A 20,466-nucleotide genomic window follows, 5' to 3' on the forward strand; every position below is an offset into this window, starting at 1 on the left:
CCCCCGAGAAGAGAACCCGAGGAGAGCAGCGTGACCGGGCCCGTGACCACCTCCCCGTGCGCCGGCGTCGCCGCGGGGACCGCCTTCCTCTCCGGCTCCGGGCCGGTCGTCGACTTCGGACCCGGCGCGGTGGGCCGCATCCCCGGCCACCTTGCCGCGCAGGGGGCCCGACGGGTGCTCGTGGTGACCGACGCGGGCCTGCAGGCCGCCGGGGTCGTCGACGCGGTGACGGCGCCGATCGCGGCCGCCGGGGTCGCCGTCGAGGTCTTCGACGCGGTATGCGGCAACCCCTCGGTCGAGGTCGTCGAGCAGGGTGCCGAGCACGCGCGCGCCCTGGGCCTCGATGCCGTCCTCGCGCTCGGCGGCGGGTCGAGCCTCGACGCGGCCAAGGGCATCGCGCTGCTCGCGCCGAGTCCGGGCGCCCGCGCCGACGGCAGCGGCACGACCCCCGCGCCGGGTCTGCCGGTGGTGGCGGTCCCGACCACGGCGGGGACGGGCGCGGAGACCAACGGGTTCGGTGTCCTGGAGGACGTCCGGGAGACGGAGCATCCAGGGGAGCACACGGATCGGGGAGCTCGACCCGGGGAGACCGCGACCCGCCGGAAGGTCTACTGCGGCGACGCCAGCGTCGTGCCCCGGGTGGCGGTGCTCGACCCCGAGCTCACCTACGGGCTGCCGGCGGCGGCCACGGCCGCGACCGGCGTCGACGCGCTGGTCCACGGGCTCGAGTCGCTGGCCTCGCGGGGTCGCGACCCGATGTCGGAGGCGTTCGCCGCCGAGGCCGTGCGCCGGGCGTGGACCTGGCTGCCGGTCGCGGTCGCCGACGCGGGGGAGAGGCAGCGGAAGGGGGAGCGCGCCGACAGGGGAGCTCGACCGGACGAGATGGGCCGCCGGGCGCGCGCCGAGATGCTCGTCGCCGCCCACCTCGCAGGCCAGGCGCTCACACGCAGTGGCCTCGGCCTGGTGCACGGGCTCGCGCACGCGCTGAGCCTGCACACCGGCGCGATCCACGGGTCGGCGCTCGCCGCGGTGCTGCCCGAGGTCGTGGGCTGGTCGCTGGACGCCGACCCCGCGGGGTGGGGGCGCGCCGCCGAGGCGGCCGGGCTGCCGTCGGCGGCGGCGTTGCCCGACGCGCTCGGCGGGGCGCTCGAGGCCGTCGGGACGCGGGTCACGGTCGCCGACCTGCACGCCGGGCCCGACCTGTACGCCGCGCTGGCGGGCACGGCGCTGGCCGATCCGGTGAGCCGGAACGCCCCGCGACATCCGACATCGGCGGACGAACTGGTCACACTGCTGTCCCGCTGCTGAACCCGAGGGCGCGCCCGTCCGGATTTGAGGTCATGCAACAGGTTTGGTCGCGGACTCCTCGCTGCGCGCGTAGAGCCGGGAGCAAGGCGGTCCTTACCGTCGGGAGTGTGATCAGCAGAGGGCCCTCCGGGCGCTCGACCCGCTCCCCCCGGACTCCGCAGGAGGCCACGTGACCGCCCTCGAGACGATTCCCGAGCACGTCACCCGCATCAACAAGGCGAAGACGCCGACCGGGCCCGGCCGCCCGGGCGCGAGCACGGCGCACATCACCCCGTCGACCGAGCACCTCAGCGTCGAGGACATCGAACGGCTCGGCGCCGAGCTCGAGGCGCTGCGCGACAGCGTCATGAGCACGCTCGGTGACAAGGACGCCCGCTACATCCGCCGCGTCATCCGCACACAACGTGGTTTCGAGGCGGCCGGGCGCGTCCTGCTGCTCGGCGCGCTGTTCCCGCCGGCGTTCCTGGCCGGCACCGCGTCGCTCGCGCTCGCCAAGATCCTCGAGAACATGGAGATCGGGCACAACGTCCTGCACGGCCAGTGGGACTGGATGCGCGACCCGGAGATCAACTCCACGACCTGGGAGTGGGACCACGTCTCGACCGCGTCGAGCTGGCAGCAGACCCACAACTACCTGCACCACACGTACACCAACGTGCACGGCAAGGACCGGGACATCGGCTACAACGTGCTGCGGGTCGACCCCGAGCAGCCGTGGCAGCCGATCTACCTGTTCCAGACCGTCACCAACGCCGGCCTGGCGATGATCTTCGAGTGGGGCATCGCGGCCTTCGACCTCGAGCTGGACCAGATCCAGCGCGGTGAGAAGACCTGGAAGGACAAGCTCCCCGAGCTCAAGGCGATGGGCCGCAAGGCCGGCAAGCAGGCGCTCAAGGACTTCGTCGTGTTCCCGGCGCTGTCGGGGCCGTCGTTCGTCCCGGCGCTGGTCGGCGGGCTGCTGGCCAACCTCATCCGCAACGTCTGGTCGCACGCCGTGATCTTCTGCGGACACTTCCCGGTCGAGGTCGAGACCTTCGACGAGGAGCGCCTGGAGAACGAGTCGCAGGCCGAGTGGTACGTCCGCCAGATGCTCGGCTCGGCCAACATCGAGGGCTCGCAGCTCCTGCACATCATGACCGGCAACCTCTCGCACCAGATCGAGCACCACCTGTTCCCGGACATGCCCTCGAACCGGTACCGCACGATCGCGCCGCAGGTCCGCGACCTGTGCCGCCGCTACGGGCTGCCCTACCACTCGGGCCCGATGTGGAAGCAGTACGGCGGCGTGCTGGGCAAGATCGCCCGCCTGTCGTTCCCCGGCGGCCACAAGCGCACCGCGAAGCAGCGCCTGCGCGCCCTGCCCTTCGGCCGGCGGCGCGCGGAGTCGCTCGACGCCGCCGTCCCGGCCGCCGCGGCCTGACCGAGCAGCCGTCGGCCCGGGTCCCGTCGACCGGGCTCAGCCCTCGGCGAGACCCGGGCCTCCGGCGCGCAGCGCCAGGGCGACCTCCAGGCGTCCCACCGGGTCGTCGAGGACGCCCGCGAACGCCTCCTTGAGCCGCGCGAGCCGGTAGCGCACGGTCTGCGGGTGCACGTGCAGGCGGGTGGCCGCCTCGGCCACGTCGCCGTGGGCGTCGAGCCAGGCGGTCAGCGTGGTGACGGCCCGGTCGCGCGCCGCCGACGTCATGCGCCGCAGGGGCTCGAGCCGCTGGGCCACGAGGTCGGCGGTCAGGGTGACGTCGGCGTGCAGGAGCAGCGCGAGCAGGTGGTCCTCGGCGCGCAGCAGCCCGTCCCCGGGCAGGTGGCCGTCGAGCTGCAGCGCCCACGCCGCCCGGGCGCGGGTGACGGTGCGGGGGATCTGGTCGGACGTGACCGTCGGCCCGAGCACCGCCGGGATGCTGCCCACGGCGTCGGCGAGGGCGTCGGCCCGGCCCGGCCCGTCCGGATCCGGCACGAACACGATCCCGACGCCGTCCACGACGGACGCGGCGATCTCGGGCGGCAGGCGCCGGCACGCCACGGCCAGCGACTCCTCGGCGATGACCAGGGCGCCCACCGACTTCGGCGGGGTCCAGCCGGCCTCACGGGCGAGCGCGTCGAGCTCGGGCTGTTCGGGAGCCGGCGCCCGGCAGAGGCGCTCGACCAGGGCGTGCTGGCGCGCCTGGCGTGACCCGGCCGCCAGCGACTGCTCGTAGGCGTAGCCCGAGACCGAGGCCGCGGCGAGCTGCTCGATGTAGGCGAACAGGGCCTCGGCGAGCCGGAAGATCGCGTCCGCGCCCAGCCCCAGGTCGTCGGGCGCGTCGGTGCCGGTGCCGGTGCCCGTGCCGGTGTCCGTGCCGGTGTCCGTGCCGGTGCCATGGCTGGTGCTGTGACCGTTGCCGTGATGGCTGCCGTCGCTCGTGGCGGCGATGCGCCGCCACAGCACCCGCGAGCCGATCCGGTAGGCGCTCTGCAGGGCGTCCATCGTGCGGCCGTGGCGGTGCTCGACGCGGCCCAGCTCGAAGTACACGGTGGTGTCGGGGAGCGCGTCGTCGGTGCCGAGCAGGTCGAGGAACTGGTCGAGCGCGACCGACACGCCGAGACGGATGCGGCGCCCGAACTCGCCGTCCATCGACAGCGCGTACTCGGCGACCTCGGCGCGCACCGCAGCGATGATCTCGTCGCCGGCGCCGAGAACCACCGGACGAAGGCGCGCGCCCGCCGCCGAGGGCACGTCCGCCCACGGATGCCGTTGCGATGCGTCCGTCACCGGGCACACACCGTCGCTCACGTCGCCCAGTGTCGCAGGATCGCGGGGAGACGCCAGGATCCTCCGGCCATCGCGCGGGGCGACGTGGCGCAGATGACTCGGGCGGGCCGTCGTGTGACCCGGGGTCCACCATGAGCGCGTGACCCGGCCGGTGTGTGCGCTCGTCGGCGCGTTCTCGGCACGGCTGCGCACCGAGCTGGCGGAGCCGGGTGCCCGGACGTCGCTGCTGGTCGGCACCGTGGCCGCGCTCGTCGCCGGGTCCGGGTTGCGACCGCTGACGCGACGCTGGCCCGCCGCGGTGGTGGGCAGCCTGCTGTCCTCGACGGCCACCGAGACCCCGCGCGCGACGGCGCTGCTGGTGGGCGTGGCCGCCGGCGTCGCCCTGCGGCGCGGGGCGGTGGGGAACCCGGCGGGCCGGGTCGGACTCGCCGTCGCGGCCGGTGCGGTCGGGGTGCTCCTCGGTCTCGACCGCGGCGCGCGGGCCGATGCCGCGAACCTCGCCGAGGCCCTGGCGGCCGAGCTGGGCCCGGCGGAGCTCCCCGACGGTGATGGGCCTGCGGCGCGGCAGCTCTGCTTCGCTGCGTGCCGCAGGGGCAGGGTGCTGCGGTCGATCCTCGGCCGGAGCCGCTACGCGACCGTCCGGGACGTCCCGTACGGCCCCGACCCGGTGGCGAACCTCCTCGACGTCTGGCGCGACCCGCTCCTCGCGCCCGGCGCCCGGGCGCCGGTGCTCGTGCAGATCCACGGCGGGGCGTGGTCGACCGGCAGCAAGGCCGCCGACGCGCACCCCCTGATGGCGCACATGGTCGGGCGCGGCTGGGTGTGCGTCAGCGTCGACCACCGCCTCGGGCCGGCCGAGCGCTGGCCCGCGCAGATCGTCGACATCAAGCGCGCGCTGGCCTGGACCCGCGCCCACGTCGCCGAGCACGGCGGCGACCCCGACCGCATCGCGATCACGGGGGGCTCGTCCGGCGCCCACCTCGCCGCGCTCGCGGCGCTCACCCCGGGCGCGTGGCAGCCCGGATTCGCCGACGCCGACACCTCGGTCGCCGCCGCCGTGTGCCTCTACGGCATCTACGACCTGACCAGCGACGACGGCAGCGGCACCCTCGACGAGCTGCTCGCCGAGACGATGATGCCGACCGCGCTCGACCAGGACGCCCACCCCTACGTGGCTGCCTCCCCGTCGGCTCGCGTGCACGCGGGCGCGCCGCCGTTCATGGTCCTGCACGGCACCGGCGACGCGATCGTGGTGCCCGCCCAGAGCCGGGCGTTCGTGGCCCGGCTGCGGGCGGTGTCCCGCGCGCCGGTGGTGCACGCCGAGCTCGCGCACGCCCAGCACGGCTTCGACCTCGTGCCGACCGCCCGCACCCTGGCCGCCGTCCGGGCCGTCGCGGCGTTCCTGGAGACGGTGGTCGGACGGGGCCACCCCACGATCCACGGCCCGGTCGATCGATAGGCTGGAGTGACCTCGTTCGACATCCCCAGGAGTCCGTCGTGTCCTCGCTCGCCCCGCCCCAACCCCTCGTCGCCGCCAGCGTGCCGGTGACGGCGGGCACCACCGCGGGCCAGGCGGTCCGCGAGGCGGGCCTGCCGACCAGCGGGCCGCAGACGGTGGTGGTCGTGCGCGACCCCGACGGAGCGCTCAAGGACCTCTCGTGGAGCCCCGACGCGGACGTCGACGTCACGCCGGTGCCCGCGGACACCGAGGACGGGCGGGCGGTCATCCGCCACTCGGCGGCGCACGTGCTGGCCCAGGCGGTCCAGCAGATGTTCCCCGAGGCGAAGCTCGGGATCGGCCCGCCGGTCACCGACGGCTTCTACTACGACTTCGCCGTCGACCGCCCCTTCACGCCCGAGGACCTCGAGGCCCTCGAGAAGGCGATGCGCAAGATCGTCAAGGCGAAGCAGCGCTTCGTGCGCCGCGAGTACGACTCGCTCGAGGCCGCCCGCGAGGAGCTGGCGGGCGAGCCGTTCAAGCTCGAGCTGGTGGATCTGAAGGGCTCCGTCGACACCTCCGAGGTCATGGAGGTCGGCGAGGGCGGCCTCACCGCCTACGACAACGTCCACGCCCACACCGGCGAGCGCGTCTGGGGCGACCTGTGCCGCGGCCCGCACATCCCGACCACCGGGTTCATCCCGGCGTTCAAGATCACGCGCAGCGCCGCCGCCTACTGGCGCGGCGACCAGCGCAACGCCCAGCTGCAGCGGATCTACGGGACGGCGTGGGAGTCGCCGGAGGCCCAGGACGCGTACCTCGAGCGGATCGCCGAGGCCGAGCGCCGCGACCACCGCCGCCTGGGCGCCGAGCTGGACCTGTTCAGCTTCCCCGACGAGATCGGCTCGGGCCTGCCGGTCTTCCACCCCAAGGGCGGGATCGTCCGCAAGGAGCTGGAGGACTACAGCCGCCGCCGCCACGCCGAGGCCGGCTACGAGTTCGTCAACACCCCGCACGCCACCAAGGGCGAGCTGTTCGAGGTCTCGGGGCACCTCGACTGGTACCGCGAGGGCATGTTCCCCGCGATGCACCTCGACGCCGAGTACGACGACGCCGGCGAGCTCAAGCGCCAGGGCATCGACTACTACCTCAAGCCGATGAACTGCCCGATGCACAACCTGATCTACCGGGCGCGTGGGCGGTCGTACCGGGAGCTGCCGCTGCGGCTCTTCGAGTTCGGCACGGTCTACCGGTACGAGAAGTCCGGCGTGGTGCACGGCCTCACGCGCGCCCGCGGCTTCACCCAGGACGACGCGCACATCTACTGCACGCGCGAGCAGATGCGCGACGAGATCCGCTCGCTGCTGGCGTTCGTGCTCGACCTGCTGCGCGACTACGGGCTCGACGACTTCTACCTCGAGCTCTCGACCCGCAACCCGGAGAAGTCGATCGGATCGGACGAGGCGTGGGAGGAGGCGACCGACGTCCTGCGCGAGGTCGCCGAGGGCGCGGGCCTCGACCTCGTGCTCGACCCCGGGGGCGCCGCGTTCTACGCCCCGAAGATCTCGGTGCAGGCCAGGGACGCGATCGGGCGCACCTGGCAGATGTCCACGATCCAGGTCGACATGATGCTCCCGGACCGCTTCGAGCTGGAGTACACGGCCTCCGACGGCTCGCGCCAGCGACCGGTGATGATCCACCGCGCGCTGTTCGGGTCGATCGAGCGCTTCTTCGGCGTGCTCACCGAGCACTACGCCGGCGCGTTCCCGGCCTGGCTCGCGCCGGTGCAGGTGGTCGGCATCCCGGTCTCGGGCGACCAGGCGGGCTACGTGGCCGAGGTCGCCGCCCGGCTGCGGGCCGAGGGATTGCGGGTCGAGGTCGACGACTCCGACGACCGGATGCAGAAGAAGATCCGGACGCACACCCTGCAGAAGGTGCCGTTCCTGTTGCTCGCGGGCGGCAAGGACGTCGAGGCCTCCGGCGAGCGAAGCGACGGGTCCGTGTGGAACGGCGCGGTGTCGTTCCGCTTCCGTGACGGCTCGCAGCGCAACGCGGTCCCGGTGGACGACGCGGTCGCCGCCGTCGTCGACTGGGTGCGCCGCCGCGAGAACGCCTCACCCGATGCGGAGAAGTTCGCGCCCTGATGAGCGAGGTGTCGGGAGACGAAGCGGAGCGGAGCTCGACCCAGGGCGCGGGAGACGAAGCGGAGCGGAGCTCGACCCAGGGCGCGGGAGACGCAGCGGAGCGGAGCTCGACCCAGGGCACGGGAGACGCAGCGCAGCGGAGCTCGACCCAGGGCACGGGAGACGCAGCGCAGCGGAGCTCGACCGTCGACGCCTCGAACCTCGACGAACTGGGGGGCGCCGGCACGCCCGACGGCTTCCGGCGCCTGTGGGCACCGCACCGGATGGCCTACATCGCGGGGGAGACCGGCACGGGCGAGGAGTCCGGGAAGTGCCCGCTGTGCCGGATCCCGACCCTGTCCGACGAGGACGGGCTGGTCCTGCACCGCGGTGAGCGCGTGTACGCGGTGCTCAACCTGCACCCGTACAACCCGGGTCACCTCATGGTCGTGCCGTACCGCCACGTCGCCGGGCTCGACGAGCTGGACCTCGAGGAGTCCGCCGAGCTCGTCGGTGTGACGCAGCAGGCGGTGCGGGCCCTGCGCGCGGTGGCCGCGCCGCACGGCTTCAACGTCGGCATCAACCTCGGGCACGTCGCGGGCGGCTCGCTCGCCGACCACCTGCACCAGCACGTCGTGCCGCGCTGGGGCGGCGACGCCAACTTCATCACCGTGGTCGGGCAGACCAAGGTGATCCCGCAGCTCCTGGCCGAGACCCGGGAGCGTCTGGCGAGCGCCTGGCCGGGAGACGGAGCGGAGCGGAGCTCGACCCGAGGACCGAGCACATGATCAACGAGTGGGCCCGCGCGGCCATGAGAGGCGGCGTCGAGCCGACGGCGTCGTGGTTGGTCCGCCGCGGGGTGCACCCCGACGTCGTCACGATCTTCGGGACGGTGGCGTCCACGGCGTCCGCGCTGTGGCTCATCCCCACCGGACACCTGTTCGCGGCGTCGCTGGTGGTGTGGGCGTTCGCGATGCTCGACGTGCTCGACGGCGCGATGGCGCGCGCGCGGGGGGTGGCGAGCCCCTTCGGCGGCGTGCTCGACTCGGTCGGCGACCGGCTCGTCGACGGCGCGGTGTTCGCCGGCATCACGTGGTGGGCGTTCAGCGTCGACCGGCCGCTGCTCGCGGGCCTCGCGCTCGCCTGTCTGATCACCGGCCAGCTGATCTCCTACATCAAGGCCCGCGCCGAGGCCGCCGGCCTGCGCGCCGACGGCGGGCTGGTCGAGCGGGCCGAGCGCCTGATCCTCGGCCTCGCCGGCTGTGGGCTCACCGGTCTCGGCGTGCCCTACGCCCTCGACGTGGCGCTCTGGCTGCTCGTGGTGGGCTCGTTGATCACGATCGGCCAGCGCGTGGTCGCGGTGTGGCGCAGTGCCCGCGACCAGTACGGGGCCGCCACCGGGCACACGCAGCCCACTGCGCACCCGGACCACTCGGACCACCCCGCCCCGAACGGCCCGGGGTCCGCGTGACCACGACCGCCGACGCGCCGTCCGCGCTCTCGCTCGGGGAACGGGCCAGCGAGATCGGTTACGCCGCGGGCTGGCGCCTCGTCCGCGCGGTGCCGGAACCGGCGGCGCGGTGGGCGTTCCGCGCGGGCGCCGACCTCGCCGCCCGCCGGGGCGGCCGCGGGACCGCGCGGCTGCGCGCGAACCTCGGCCGCGTGCGCCGCGACCTCGACGCCGACGGGCTCGACGCGCTGACCGCGGCCGGCCTGCGCTCCTACGCCCGTTACTGGCGCGAGGCGTTCCGGCTGCCGGCGATGGACCACGCGGCGCTGGCGCGCCGACCCGTCGTCGAGGGCCAGGAGCACCTCGACGAGGCCCTTGCCGCCGGGCGCGGGGTCGTCGTCGCCCTGACCCACTCGGGCAACTGGGACATGGCGGGGCTGTGGCTGGTCGCGCACTCGGGCCCGTTCACCACGGTCGTCGAGCGCCTCAAGCCCGAGTCGCTGTACGAGCGCTTCGTGGCGTTCCGCGAGTCGCTCGGTTTCGAGATCCTGCCGATGACTGGCGGCGAGGCCCCCGTGCGCGGGCTCGTCCGCTCCCTGCGCGCGGGAAAGGTCGTGTGCCTGGTGGCCGACCGGGACCTCTCGGCCCACGGTGTGCCCGTGACCTTCTTCGGCGCGCCGGCCTCGATGCCGCCGGGCCCGGCGTCGCTCGCCGCGAGCACCGGCGCCGCGCTACTGCCGGTGGGACTGTGGTTCACCGAGGACCCGGTGACGGGGGAGGAGGGCTGGCACTTCCGCATCCACCCCCCGGTGCCCGTGCCCGACCGCGCCGCCGTCCCCGCCGCCACCCAGCGCGTCGCCGACGTGTTCGCCGGCGACATCGCCGAGCACCCCGAGGACTGGCACATGCTCCAGCGCGTCTGGCACGACCTGCCCTGACGCGCCCCCCGCCCCGGCGAGGGTGGAGCGAGGGACTCCCTGAGTGCGTGGGAGGCAGCGAGGGACGCCCTCGCTCTCTCGGGTCGGCGACCTCGCGAGCGAGCGAGGGACTCCCTGAGTGCGTGGGAGGCAGCGAGGGACGCCCTCGCTCTCTCGGGTCGGCGACTCGCGAGCGAGCGAGGGGCTCCCCGACTGCGTGGGAGGCAGCGAGGGACGCCCTCGCTCCCGCCCGGAGCCCTCGCTCCCGCCCGGAGCCCTCAGGGAGCGGGCGTGTGGCCCGCCGCGATCCGGGGCCACTGGGCGGTCGGGCGCCCCTCGACCAGCAGATCGTCCCCGTCCGCGACCACCGGCTGGGGCCACCCGGCCGGGGAGTTCTCCCACGTCTCGCCGCGGCCGTACACGGTCATGTCGAGCAGGCCGTAGGTCGGGGACATGACCTCCACACCGCGACCCGTGGTCCGGTAGGTCTCGAAGACACGGTCGCCGACGCGCAGGTAGGCCAGCAGCCTGAACCCGCCGTCGAGATCGAGCGCCGGGTTCGGCTGCCCGACGGCGTACCAGGGGACGTCCCAGCCCATGAACGCGCGGTAGCGCTCGGACTCCTCCCACGGGCCCTGGACGAACGTCGCGTACGTGACCCCACGGGCGTGCAGGTAGGCCAGCTCGCGGACCTGGCTGTTGTAGTACGTGCAGCCCTGGCACTGCTCGGCAGCGGGATGCCCCGCATGCCACATCTGGGCGTAGGCGACGAGGCGGTCGCGGCCCTCGAACGCGTCGAGCAACGACGTCGGCCCGTCGGCGCCGGTCATCTCCGTGGCGGCGTCGACCTCCACCATCGGCAGGCGGCGCCGGGCCGCGGCGATCGCGTCGCCCGCGCGCGTGTGCGCCTTCTCGCGGACGAGCAGGCTGTCGCGCTGCTCCTGCCACGTGGCGCGGTCGACGATCGGGGGCAGCTCAGGGGGCAGCTCAGTGGTCATGTCCTTCTCCTGGGTTCTCGGTGCTGTCGAGATGGGCGACGAGCGCGTCGAGGCGGTCGTCCCAGTCGCGAGTGAGCGCGGCGAGGAACTGCTGGGCCACCCGCATCGGCGCCGACCGCAGCCGGAAGCGGACGCGGCGGCGCTCGCCCGGCTCGGCGGTGACGAGCCCCGCGTCGCCGAGCCGGGCCAGGTGCTTGGCGACGGCCTGGCGCGAGATGGGCAGGCGTGCCGCGAGGTCGGTGGCGGTGGCGGGCCCGCCCACGGCGAGCGCGGCGAGGACGGCCCGCCGGGTCGGGTCGGCGAGGGCGACGAACACCTGCTCGGCGATCGCTTCCTGATCGTCGGGCTCAGGCTGCTGCATCGAGGTACGCCACGAGTTCGCCGAGCTCGTGGGTCCAGCCGTCGTCGTGCGAGGCATAGCCGTTCCGGTGGCCGTCGTCGGGCAGCTGGGCGAAGCCGGACTCGACGAGGTGCAGCCGCGTGCCCGCGGGCGTCGGCTCGAGGGTGAACTCGACGTAGGTGCGTCGCGGGTCGTCGCGGGCCATGCCGTCGACGCGCCAGGTGAAGCCGAGGACCCGCGGCTCCTCGACGCGCTCGACACGCATCTCCGCGGTGGCGTTCTCGCTGGTCCAGACGACCTCGGCGGACCCGCCGGGGCGCAGGTCGATCGACGCCCGGTCGCCGAGCCAGGAGCGCAGGCCCTCGCCGGTGGTCAGGGCGTCCCAGACGACCTCCGGGCGATGGGCCAGCTCCACCGTGCGCTCGATCCGGTCGGGGAATCCCACGGTGCCTCCTCAGATAGCAACTCATTGGTTGCGAAACTATGGCAACCGTTGAGTTGCGTCAAGGCGGTCGCCGGGTGGGCAAGCGATGCGCGCGGTGAGTGCGCCCGTTCGGGCTAGGCGTGACGTGGAGCACACAACGACGCGGTATCGTTCATTGCATGAACACGGCGTCGCGGCCCGGCTCGCCGGCCGGTCTGCGCGACGCGAACCGGCGGCGAGTCCTCGACGCGGTGCGCGCGAGCGGGGCGCCGACGCAGGCGGAGATCGCCGGGGCCACCGGCCTGGCGCCCGCCACGGTGTCGAACATCGTGCGCGACCTGGGGGCCGCGGGCGTGCTCGTGGCGGGCGACGAGGTGCGCGCCGGGCGCCGCGTGCGCGCCGTGCGCCTGGTCCGGGGCGCCGGGATCGTCGCGGGCATCGACTTCGGGCACCGTCACGTGCGGGTCGCCCTCGCCGACGTCGCCGACCCGACGGCCGCCGCCGGGCAGCCCGTCCCACCGGAGCGCACGGAGATCCGCGCCGACCTCACCGACGGCCACGGCGTCGCCGACGGTCTCGACACCGCCGCCGGGCTGCTCGACACCGCGCTCGAGCGCGTCGGGGCCCACCGCGCGGCCCTGCGCGGTGCGGTGGTGGGGCTGCCGGCCCCGCTCGACCTCGTGACCGGGGCCGTCGGCGCCTCCGGCGTGCTCCCCGGCTGGGTCGGCGTCCCGCTGGCCGGGCGGGTGTCCGAGCACCTCGGGGTGCCGAGCTGGGTCGACAACGACGCGACCCTCGGCACCCTTGCCGAGCAGCGGTGGGGCGCGCTGCGGGGGGTCGACGACGGGATCTTCCTCAAGCTCTCCGACGGCGTCGGCGCCGGACTCGTCCTCGGCGGGCGCCTCTACCGGGGGCCCGACGGCACGGCGGGCGAGATCGGGCACGTGGTGGTCGACCAGGGCGACCGCTTCGCCGCGGTGTGCCGCTGCGGGCACCGCGGCTGCCTCGAGACGGTGGTGTCCACCCGCACGGTGACGGCGATGCTCGAGCCGCTGCTCGGGGCTCCGCTCACGGTCGCCGAGGTGGTCGCCCGCGCCCGCGACGACTACGCGCCGGCGTCACGCATCCTGGCCGACACCGGACATCATGTCGGAGTCGCGCTCGCCGGGCTGTGCACCGTGCTGACCCCGCGGCGCATCGTCGTCGGCGGCGAGCTCGCGCAGGCCGGAGATCTCCTCCTCGCGCCGCTGCACGCCGCGCTCGGGGCCGCGGCGCTGCCCGGGACGACCCGCACGGCGGAGGTCGTCGTCGCCGAGCTGGCCGAGCACGCGCCGGTGCTCGGGGCGCTCGCGCTGGCCCTCGACCGGTGTGCTGCCTGACCAGGTGGGACTTTCCGTCACCCCGGTGGCGCAACGCCGCGCGAGGGTCCAAGATCGCGGCGCTGTGTTCATCCGTTGACGACGCCCCAAGGCCCGCCCTAGCCTGTGTTTCGCATCACACGACAACGGCGCGCCGAGATGCGGAGGCCCTGGTGACCGTGCCTGCCGACGACGGTCGAGCTCCGTACCGCTCCGATTCCCCGGCGACCACGACGGCGGACGCGTTGCCGCACGCGCTCGACGCCCCCGAGGTGGCGCAGCGCCTCGACGGCCGGCGCCCCGCCGTGTTCCTCGACTACGACGGCGTGCTGACGCCGATCGTTCCGCGGCCCGAGGACGCGATCATGACCGACGGGATGCGGGGGATCCTCCGCTCGCTCGCCGGCCGTTGTCCGGTCTGCATCGTCTCGGGCCGAGACCGGGCCGTGGTCGAGGAGCTCAGCGGCGTGAACGACCTCGTGATCGCCGGGAGCCACGGCTTCGACATCGTCGACCCGCAGCGCGGCGTGATCGAGCACGACGCCTCCCGAGGCTGGGAGGACCTCGTCGCCGAGGTCACCGAGCGGGTCCGGGTCGCCGCCGCGGACATCGAGGGCACGCAGGTCGAGCCCAAGCACGCCTCGGTGGCCCTCCACGACCGGCACGTCGCCCCCGAGGAGCGGCCACGCGTGGCCGCCCTCGTCGACGAGGTGCTCGCCGAGCACCCCGGCGAACTGCGCGTGACGCCGGGCAAGTTCGTGCACGAGATCCAGCCGAAGATCGACTGGAACAAGGGCAAGGCCGTCGAGCACCTCATCGGCGTCCTCGACCTCGACCACCCGGACACCGTCCCGATCTACCTCGGCGACGACATCACCGACGAGGACGCGTTCCGCGCGCTCGCGCAGCGGGAAACGCCCGGTCTCGGCGTCCTCGTGATCGACCCGGCCGACGCGGCCGGCCGCGAGACCGCCGCGGCGGCCGTGCTGGCCACGGTCGACGAGGTGGGCCGATTCCTCGACGGCCTGGCCCGGTGACCGGCCACATGAACCCGAAGCAACCGACCCTCCCTCGAGTACGGAGACGTCAGTGACGAGCGCGACCGACCAGACGACGACAGCTTCCGGTGAGGTCCTGCCCGGCGGCGCCGTGGCCGACGACTTCACCCTCACCTGGACCGGCCTCGAGCCCGACGACGAGGGCCTGCGTGAGGCGCTGACCAGCACCGGCAACGGCTACTTCTGCACCCGCGGCGCGGCCGAGTGGGAGGACACCGACGCGCCCCGGCACTACGCGGGCACCTACGCCCACGGCGCCTACAACCGCGAGACGACGATCCTCGGCGGGCGTCCGGTCCTCAACGAGGACCTCGTCAACCTCCCGAACTGGCTCGTCCTCAAGCTGCGCATCGAGGGCGAGGAGGCCATCCGCCTCGACAACGTCGACGTGCTCGACTACCGCCACTCCTACGACATCCGCACCGCCACGGTCAGCCGTGAGTTCCGCTTCCGTGACCGGGCCGGGCGCGAGACGACGCTGCGCAGCCGCCGGTTCGTGTCGATGGCGCACAGCCACCAGGCGGCGATGGAGTGGACGATCACCGCCGAGAACTGGTCGGGGAGCATCGGGATCGTCTCGGCCATCGACGGCCGCGTCGACAACACGATGGTCGCGCGCTATCGCGACCTCGAGGGCCGCCACCTCGACCCCGTCACCCCGCGGACGTTCGGCCCGGAGATCATCGCGCTCAAGGTCCGGACGCGGCAGTCGAACCTCTACGTCTCCGAGGCCGCGCGCACCCGCGTGTACCGGGGTCGCGGGCGCGGCTGGGAGAAGGTCGAGCCGGTCCGCACGCTCCACCAGATGAACGACTACATCCAGCAGGTCCTCGACCTCGATCTCACCGAGGGCGAGACCGTACGCGTCGAGAAGATCGTGTCGTTCTTCACCAGCCACGACAACGCCATCACCGAGACGCTCACCGCCGCCGGACGCCACGTCGAGCGCTACCCGGACTTCGCCGGGTGCCTCGCCGAGCACGTCGACGCCTGGGACGAGTACTGGGACGTCGCCGACCTCGAGCTGCCCCGCGAGCCGCGCGTCGAGCTGCTGCTGCGCTTTCACATGGCCCACGTGCTGCAGGTCTGCTCGCGGCACACCGCCCGCCACGACGCCGGCGTCCCCGCGCGCGGGCTCAACGGCGAGGCCTACCGCGGGCACGTCTTCTGGGACGAGCTCTACGTCTACCCGTTCCTCAACTACCGGGTCCCGGAGATCACCCGCGGGCTGCTGATGTACCGCTACCGGCGCCTCGCCGAGGCCCGGGCGGCCGCGGCGCTCGAGGGCTACCGCGGGGCGATGTTCCCGTGGCAGTCGGGCAGCGACGGCACCGAGGAGACGCAGGTCGTCCACCTCAACCCGCTGTCGGGCCAGTGGGACCCCGACCACTCGCACAACCAGCGCCACGTCAACGCGGCGATCTTCTACAACGTCTGGCAGTACTACCAGGCCACCGACGACCTGGAGTTCCTGCGCGACTACGGCGCCGAGCTCATGCTCGAGATCGCCCGGTTCTGGGCGTCGATCGCGCACAAGAACCCGAACACCGGCCGCTACGAGATCCACGGCGTGATGGGGCCCGACGAGTTCCACGAGCGCTACCCGGGCTCGGAGACCGGCGGGCTGCGCAACAACGCCTACACCAACGTCATGGTCGCGTGGATCGCCGCGACCGCGCCGAAGGTCCTGGCGCTGCTTCCCAAGAGCCGCCGCCGGGCGCTGCGCAGCCGTCTCGGCATCACCGACGACGAGATCGCCCGCTGGTCGGAGATGAGCACCTCGATGACGGTGCCCACCCACCGCGACGACGACGGGCACCTGGTCATCACGCAGTTCGAGGGCTACGAGCAGCTCGACGAGCTCGACTGGGACGGCTACCGCGCCCGGCACAAGAACATCCAGCGGATGGACCGCATCCTCAAGGCCGAGGGTGACGACCCCGACCGCTACAAGCTGGCCAAACAGGCCGACGCGGTGATGCTGTTCTTCCTGTTCGGCGACGACGAGCTCCGCGAGATCTTCTCGCGGCTCGGGTACGACGCGATCGCCGACGACGCCGACCTCGCGCGGCGCACCATCGCCTACTACGACCGGCGCACCTCGCACGGCTCGACGCTCTCGCTCGTCGCGCACGCCGCCGTGCTGGCCGGCATCGACCCCGAGAGCTCCTGGGAGCGCTTCCTCGTCGCCGTCGAGTCCGACATCGGCGACGTGCAGGGCGGCACCACCAAGGAAGGCATCCACATGGGGGTCATGTCGGGGACCCTCGACCTCCTCCAGCGGGCCTACCTCGGTGCCGGGGCGCGCGACGGGGTCCTGACCTTCGACCCGCGGCTGACCCTGCGTCTCGACGGGCTCGCGGTCTCACTGGTGTTCCAGGGCACCACGCTGCGCGTGTCGGTGAACGACGGCGCGCTGACCGTCGCCGTGCAGTCCGAGGGGTTCAGCCACCCGGTCCGGATCGGGCTGGGCGGCGAGGTCCGCGAGCTCGGTGCCGGGCAGGAGTGGACGGTGACGCTGGACCGCGACGGGCGGATCGGCTCGACGTCCGCGGCACCCGCCCCGGTCTCCGTGCCCGACGACGACCGGACGCCCGCCACCGGGCACGACCACGAAGGGAACGGCGCATGAGCGGCACCGAACGGTCCGGATTTCGCGGAGCGATCTTCGACGTGGACGGCGTCCTCGTCGACTCGCCGCACGAGGAGGCCTGGCGCGAGTCGTTGCGCGAGCTCATGGAGGGCCCCTGGTCGGACATCGTCTCCCGGACCAGCTACACGCCCGAGAGGTTCACGCCCGCGCTCTACCACGAGCGGATGTCGGGCAAGCCGCGCAAGGCCGGTGCCACCGCGGCGCTCGAGTACTTCGGCGTGCCCGATATCGACCGGCGGGTGCAGGAGTACGGCGAGTACAAGCAGGAGATGATCATCCGGCTGATCTCCGAGGGGCGCTTCTCGGCCTACGACGACGCCGTCCAGTTCGTCGTCGACGTCAAGCAGTCCGGCATCCCGATCGCCGCGGCGTCGTCCTCGAAGAACGCGAAGCTCTTCCTCGAGCGCGTCGACCTGTCCCGCTTCGGGGCGTCCGGGAACCTCCACGGCTACTTCGACGTCGACGTCTCCGGCCGCGACTTCGCCCAGGGCAAGCCGAACCCGGAGATCTTTCTGACCGCGGCCTCCGAGCTCGGCGTCGACCCGGCGGACGCGTTCGTCGCCGAGGACGCGGTCAACGGCATCCAGGCGGCGAAGGCCGGCGGCTTCGGCGCGCTCGGGGTGTCCCGTGCCGACGACGTCGACGCGCTGGCCGCCGAGGGTGCCGACGTCGTCGTCACCGACATGGGCACGATCGACCTCGCCGCCCTCGGTCGGCACGAGCTGGTGAGGAAGTCGTGAGCGGGCTGACCGTCGGCGTGGACGTCGGCGGCACCAAGATCGCGGCGGGAGTCGTCGACGGGGACGGCAAGCTGATCGCCTCGACCCGGCGCGAGACGCCGGCGACCGACACCCGGATGGTGCTCGAGGCCATCGCCGACGGCGTGCGGGAGCTGCGCACCGGCCACGACATCGTCGGGGTCGGGATCGGCGCGGCGGGATTCGTCGACGCCGCGCGCGCCAAGGTGATGTTCGCGCCGAACCTGGCCTGGCGCGACGAGGATCTGCGCGGCGAGCTGTCGATCGCGCTCGACCTGCCGGTCGTCGTCGAGAACGACGCCAACTCCGTCGCCTGGGCCGAGTCCCGGTTCGGGGCGGGCCGGGACCACGACGACCTCGTCGCCATCACCATCGGTACGGGGGTCGGCGGCGGCATCGTCTCGGGCGGGCGCCTGCTGCGTGGCGGGTTCGGGGTGGCGGCCGAGATCGGCCACATCACGATGGTCCCGTACGGGCGCCGGTGCGGCTGCGGGCTGCAGGGCTGCTGGGAGCAGTACGGGTCGGGACGGGCGCTCGTCGGCGAGGCCCGCGAGATCGCCCGGCACTCGCCCGCGTTCGCGGCCGGCCTGCTCGCGGCGGCCGGCGGCGATCCCGAGGCGATCACCGGGGAGATGGTGACCGCCGCGGCTCAGCAGGGTGACGTGGGCGCGCTGCACTGCTTCGACGAGATCGGCCGCTGGATCGGGCTCGGTCTCGCGCAGCTCGCGGCCGTGCTCGACCCGACCCTGTTCGTGATCGGCGGCGGCGTGTCCGCGGCCGGCGAGGTCCTGCGGGGCCGGGTCGAGGAGACCTTCCGAGCGAATCTCACGGGCCGCGGCCACCGGCCCGTGGCCGAGGTCCGGCTCGCGGAGTTGGGGTGGGAGTCCGGGATGGTCGGTGCTGCCGACCTCGCCCGGACCAGTGACGACAGTGCCGTTCCGGGGAGTGACCGATGACCGATCCAGCGCCGGGGGCTCCCGGTTCCAGGGAGAAGACGACCGCCAAAGCGATCCTCATCTCCATCGTCGCCGCCGTCGGCGGCTTCCTGTTCGGGTTCGACTCGAGCGTCATCAACGGCGCCGTCGACGCTTTGAACGAACAGTTCGGGCTGCAGGAGAGTCCGCTGCTGTCCGGGTTCGCGGTGGCGGTGGCCCTGCTGGGGTCGGCGGTCGGTGCCTGGTTCGCGGGCCCGTTCGCGGACCGCTACGGCCGTGTGCGCGTCATGCTCATCGCGGCCGCGCTGTTCGCGATCAGCTCGATCGGGTCCGGCCTGGCGTTCGCCGTCTGGGACCTGATCATCTGGCGCTTCCTCGCCGGTGTCGGCATCGGTATCGCGTCGGTGATCGCGCCCGCCTACATCGCGGAGATCGCGCCGGCCCACATCCGCGGCCGACTCGCGTCACTGCAGCAGATGGCGATCGTGCTCGGCATCTTCGTCGCCCTGCTCTCCGACGCCCTGCTCGCGGGCGTGGCCGGCGGCGCGGCGAACACGTTCTGGCTGGGCCTCGAGGCCTGGCGCTGGATGTTCCTCGTCGGCCTCATCCCGTCGATCATCTACGCGGTCCTCGCCCTGCGGATCCCCGAGTCGCCGCGCTACCTCGTGGCGAAGGGGCGCACCCAGGAGGCGGGCCAGGTCCTCGCGAACGTGCTGGGGACGACCGTCGAGGGCGTCCAGGAGAAGGTCCACGAGATCGGCGAGACGCTGCGCCGCGAGGAGAAGCCGAGCCTGCGCGACCTCACCGCCCCGGGCACCGGGCTGCGTCCGATCGTCTGGGTCGGCATCCTGCTGTCGGTCTTCCAGCAGTTCGTCGGCATCAACGTGATCTTCTACTACTCGACGACGCTGTGGCAGGCCGTCGGGTTCTCCGAGGCCGACTCGTTCCTCGCGTCGGTCATCAACTCGCTGGTCAACGTGCTCGCCACGGTCGTCGCGATCCTCATCGTCGACAAGGTGGGCCGCAAGCCGATGCTGCTCGGGGGCTCGGCCGGCATGGTCGTGACGCTCACGGTCATGGCGATCGCGTTCTCGCAGGCCGTCCTCACGGTCGGCGAGGACGGCTCGGAGACGCCGAACCTGCCCGGTCCGTGGGGCCCGATCGCCCTCGTGGCGGCGAACCTCTACGTCGTGGCGTTCGCGGTGTCGTGGGGCCCGGTCGTCTGGGTACTGCTCGGTGAGATGTTCCCGAACTGGCTGCGCGCCGCCGCGCTGTCGGTCGCCGCGGCCGCGCAGTGGATCGCGAACTTCCTCATCACCGTCAGCTTCCAGTCGCTCGCCGACATCGGCCTGACGCTGGCGTACGGCCTGTACGCGTTCTTCGCCCTCCTGTCGTTCCTGTTCGTCAGCCGCTACGTGCAGGAGACCAAGGGCAAGGAGCTCGAGGAGATGGTCGGGTAGCCGGGTCGCGTAATTCCGGTCGCGCGGGGCAGGACGATCAGGACATGGAACTCCTGATCGACCTGCCCTGTCGCCGTCTGCGCCTCGTCCTCGACGAGGGCTCCGACCGGACGGCCCTGCTCGCGGAACTCCGGACCCGCCGCGGTGCGGACCCTCCACGCTGCCTGGCCGACCCGGGCCGCCCCTGCGGTCCGGGCCGGCCGTGCGCGTTCCGCTCCCGCCGCGACACGGCGACCCGCCGCGCGCCGGAGTCCGCGCGGGGCGGACGGGCGTCCCACAACCGGAGCCGTCGGCGGCGCACCTTGTGTTGCGGCGAACGTGCTGTTCGCTGCTTCTAAGCGCCGAAAGTCCCCGTTCGCGGGGTCGGCGGCCGACCTTGTGTTGCGGCGAACGTGCTGTTCGCTGCTTCTAAGCGCCGAAAGTCCCCGTTCGCGGGGTCGGCGGCCGACCTTGTGTTGCGGCGAACGTGCTGTTCGCTGCTTCTAAGCGCCGAAAGTCCC

At 73.3% G+C, this 20,466-nt stretch carries 17 protein-coding genes; 13 read left to right on the forward strand and 4 right to left on the reverse strand.

Annotated features, from left to right (window positions below):
- The first annotated feature begins 30 nt into the window (after positions 1-30).
- Entirely contained in the window at positions 31-1,308 is a 1,278-nt protein-coding gene (locus tag AC2A1K_RS32040) for an iron-containing alcohol dehydrogenase family protein (RefSeq protein ID WP_483900403.1), read from the forward strand.
- Positions 1,309-1,573: 265 nt separating this feature from the next.
- The gene (locus AC2A1K_RS32045; RefSeq protein WP_483900418.1) at positions 1,574-2,728 is read left to right on the forward strand and encodes a fatty acid desaturase family protein; all 1,155 of its coding nucleotides are present in this window, start codon (positions 1,574-1,576) and stop codon (positions 2,726-2,728) included.
- A 36-nt stretch (positions 2,729-2,764) separates the two neighbouring features.
- Here AC2A1K_RS32045 and AC2A1K_RS32050 read toward each other — a convergent pair whose 3' ends face one another.
- A complete protein-coding gene (locus AC2A1K_RS32050; protein ID WP_483900404.1) occupies positions 2,765-4,075 on the reverse strand; it encodes a PucR family transcriptional regulator in 1,311 nt (436 codons plus the stop codon).
- A gap of 118 nt (positions 4,076-4,193) precedes the next feature.
- On the opposite strand from AC2A1K_RS32050, the gene AC2A1K_RS32055 reads away from it, so the two are divergent.
- From AC2A1K_RS32055 to AC2A1K_RS32075, 5 genes are all read left to right on the forward strand, one after another.
- Positions 4,194-5,513 (forward strand): alpha/beta hydrolase fold domain-containing protein, encoded by a 1,320-nt coding sequence (locus tag AC2A1K_RS32055; RefSeq protein WP_483900405.1) that lies wholly within the window; start codon positions 4,194-4,196, stop codon positions 5,511-5,513.
- 38 nt (positions 5,514-5,551) lie between these two features.
- Positions 5,552-7,636: a threonine--tRNA ligase gene (thrS, locus tag AC2A1K_RS32060; RefSeq protein ID WP_483900406.1), complete on the forward strand. Its 2,085-nt coding sequence runs from the start codon at positions 5,552-5,554 to the stop codon at positions 7,634-7,636.
- 209 nt (positions 7,637-7,845) lie between these two features.
- The gene (locus AC2A1K_RS32065) at positions 7,846-8,403 is read left to right on the forward strand and encodes an HIT family protein (protein WP_483900419.1); all 558 of its coding nucleotides are present in this window, start codon (positions 7,846-7,848) and stop codon (positions 8,401-8,403) included.
- Complete coding sequence (gene pgsA, locus AC2A1K_RS32070) at positions 8,400-9,086, forward strand: phosphatidylinositol phosphate synthase (RefSeq protein WP_483900407.1); 687 nt, start codon at positions 8,400-8,402, stop codon at positions 9,084-9,086. Before AC2A1K_RS32065 ends, pgsA begins: the two co-directional genes overlap by 4 nt.
- Positions 9,083-10,003 (forward strand): phosphatidylinositol mannoside acyltransferase, encoded by a 921-nt coding sequence (locus tag AC2A1K_RS32075; RefSeq protein WP_483900408.1) that lies wholly within the window; start codon positions 9,083-9,085, stop codon positions 10,001-10,003. Before pgsA ends, AC2A1K_RS32075 begins: the two co-directional genes overlap by 4 nt.
- Before the next feature lie 257 nt (positions 10,004-10,260).
- On the opposite strand, the gene AC2A1K_RS32080 is transcribed toward AC2A1K_RS32075, so the two are convergent.
- Genes AC2A1K_RS32080 through AC2A1K_RS32090 form a run of 3 tightly spaced genes read right to left on the reverse strand, consistent with a single transcriptional unit; the run spans position 10,261 to position 11,765 of the window.
- Entirely contained in the window at positions 10,261-10,980 is a 720-nt protein-coding gene (locus AC2A1K_RS32080; protein ID WP_483900409.1) for a DUF899 family protein, read from the reverse strand.
- Entirely contained in the window at positions 10,970-11,341 is a 372-nt protein-coding gene (locus AC2A1K_RS32085; protein WP_483900410.1) for an ArsR/SmtB family transcription factor, read from the reverse strand. The genes AC2A1K_RS32080 and AC2A1K_RS32085 overlap by 11 nt, the downstream gene beginning before the upstream one ends.
- On the reverse strand, positions 11,328-11,765 hold the full coding sequence (locus tag AC2A1K_RS32090; protein ID WP_483900411.1) for an SRPBCC domain-containing protein: 438 nt from the start codon (positions 11,763-11,765) through the stop codon (positions 11,328-11,330). Before AC2A1K_RS32090 ends, AC2A1K_RS32085 begins: the two co-directional genes overlap by 14 nt.
- A gap of 158 nt (positions 11,766-11,923) precedes the next feature.
- On the opposite strand from AC2A1K_RS32090, the gene AC2A1K_RS32095 reads away from it, so the two are divergent.
- The 6 genes from AC2A1K_RS32095 to AC2A1K_RS32120 all read left to right on the forward strand — a co-directional run bounded on the left by AC2A1K_RS32095 (position 11,924) and on the right by AC2A1K_RS32120 (position 19,966).
- A complete protein-coding gene (locus AC2A1K_RS32095) occupies positions 11,924-13,123 on the forward strand; it encodes an ROK family transcriptional regulator (RefSeq protein ID WP_483900412.1) in 1,200 nt (399 codons plus the stop codon).
- Positions 13,124-13,275: 152 nt separating this feature from the next.
- Positions 13,276-14,139 carry a trehalose-phosphatase gene (gene otsB / locus AC2A1K_RS32100; protein ID WP_483900413.1) on the forward strand — a complete coding sequence of 288 codons (864 nt, stop codon included), beginning with the start codon at positions 13,276-13,278 and terminating at the stop codon, positions 14,137-14,139.
- 52 nt (positions 14,140-14,191) lie between these two features.
- Complete coding sequence (locus AC2A1K_RS32105; protein ID WP_483900414.1) at positions 14,192-16,792, forward strand: glycoside hydrolase family 65 protein; 2,601 nt, start codon at positions 14,192-14,194, stop codon at positions 16,790-16,792.
- Complete coding sequence (locus AC2A1K_RS32110; RefSeq protein ID WP_483900415.1) at positions 16,789-17,553, forward strand: HAD family hydrolase; 765 nt, start codon at positions 16,789-16,791, stop codon at positions 17,551-17,553. The genes AC2A1K_RS32105 and AC2A1K_RS32110 overlap by 4 nt, the downstream gene beginning before the upstream one ends.
- Entirely contained in the window at positions 17,550-18,527 is a 978-nt protein-coding gene (locus AC2A1K_RS32115; protein ID WP_483900416.1) for an ROK family glucokinase, read from the forward strand. Before AC2A1K_RS32110 ends, AC2A1K_RS32115 begins: the two co-directional genes overlap by 4 nt.
- Complete coding sequence (locus tag AC2A1K_RS32120) at positions 18,524-19,966, forward strand: sugar porter family MFS transporter (protein WP_483900417.1); 1,443 nt, start codon at positions 18,524-18,526, stop codon at positions 19,964-19,966. Before AC2A1K_RS32115 ends, AC2A1K_RS32120 begins: the two co-directional genes overlap by 4 nt.
- The last annotated feature ends 500 nt before the right edge of the window (positions 19,967-20,466 follow it).

Source organism: Actinomycetospora sp. 2LY8.5 (genome assembly GCF_057180585.1).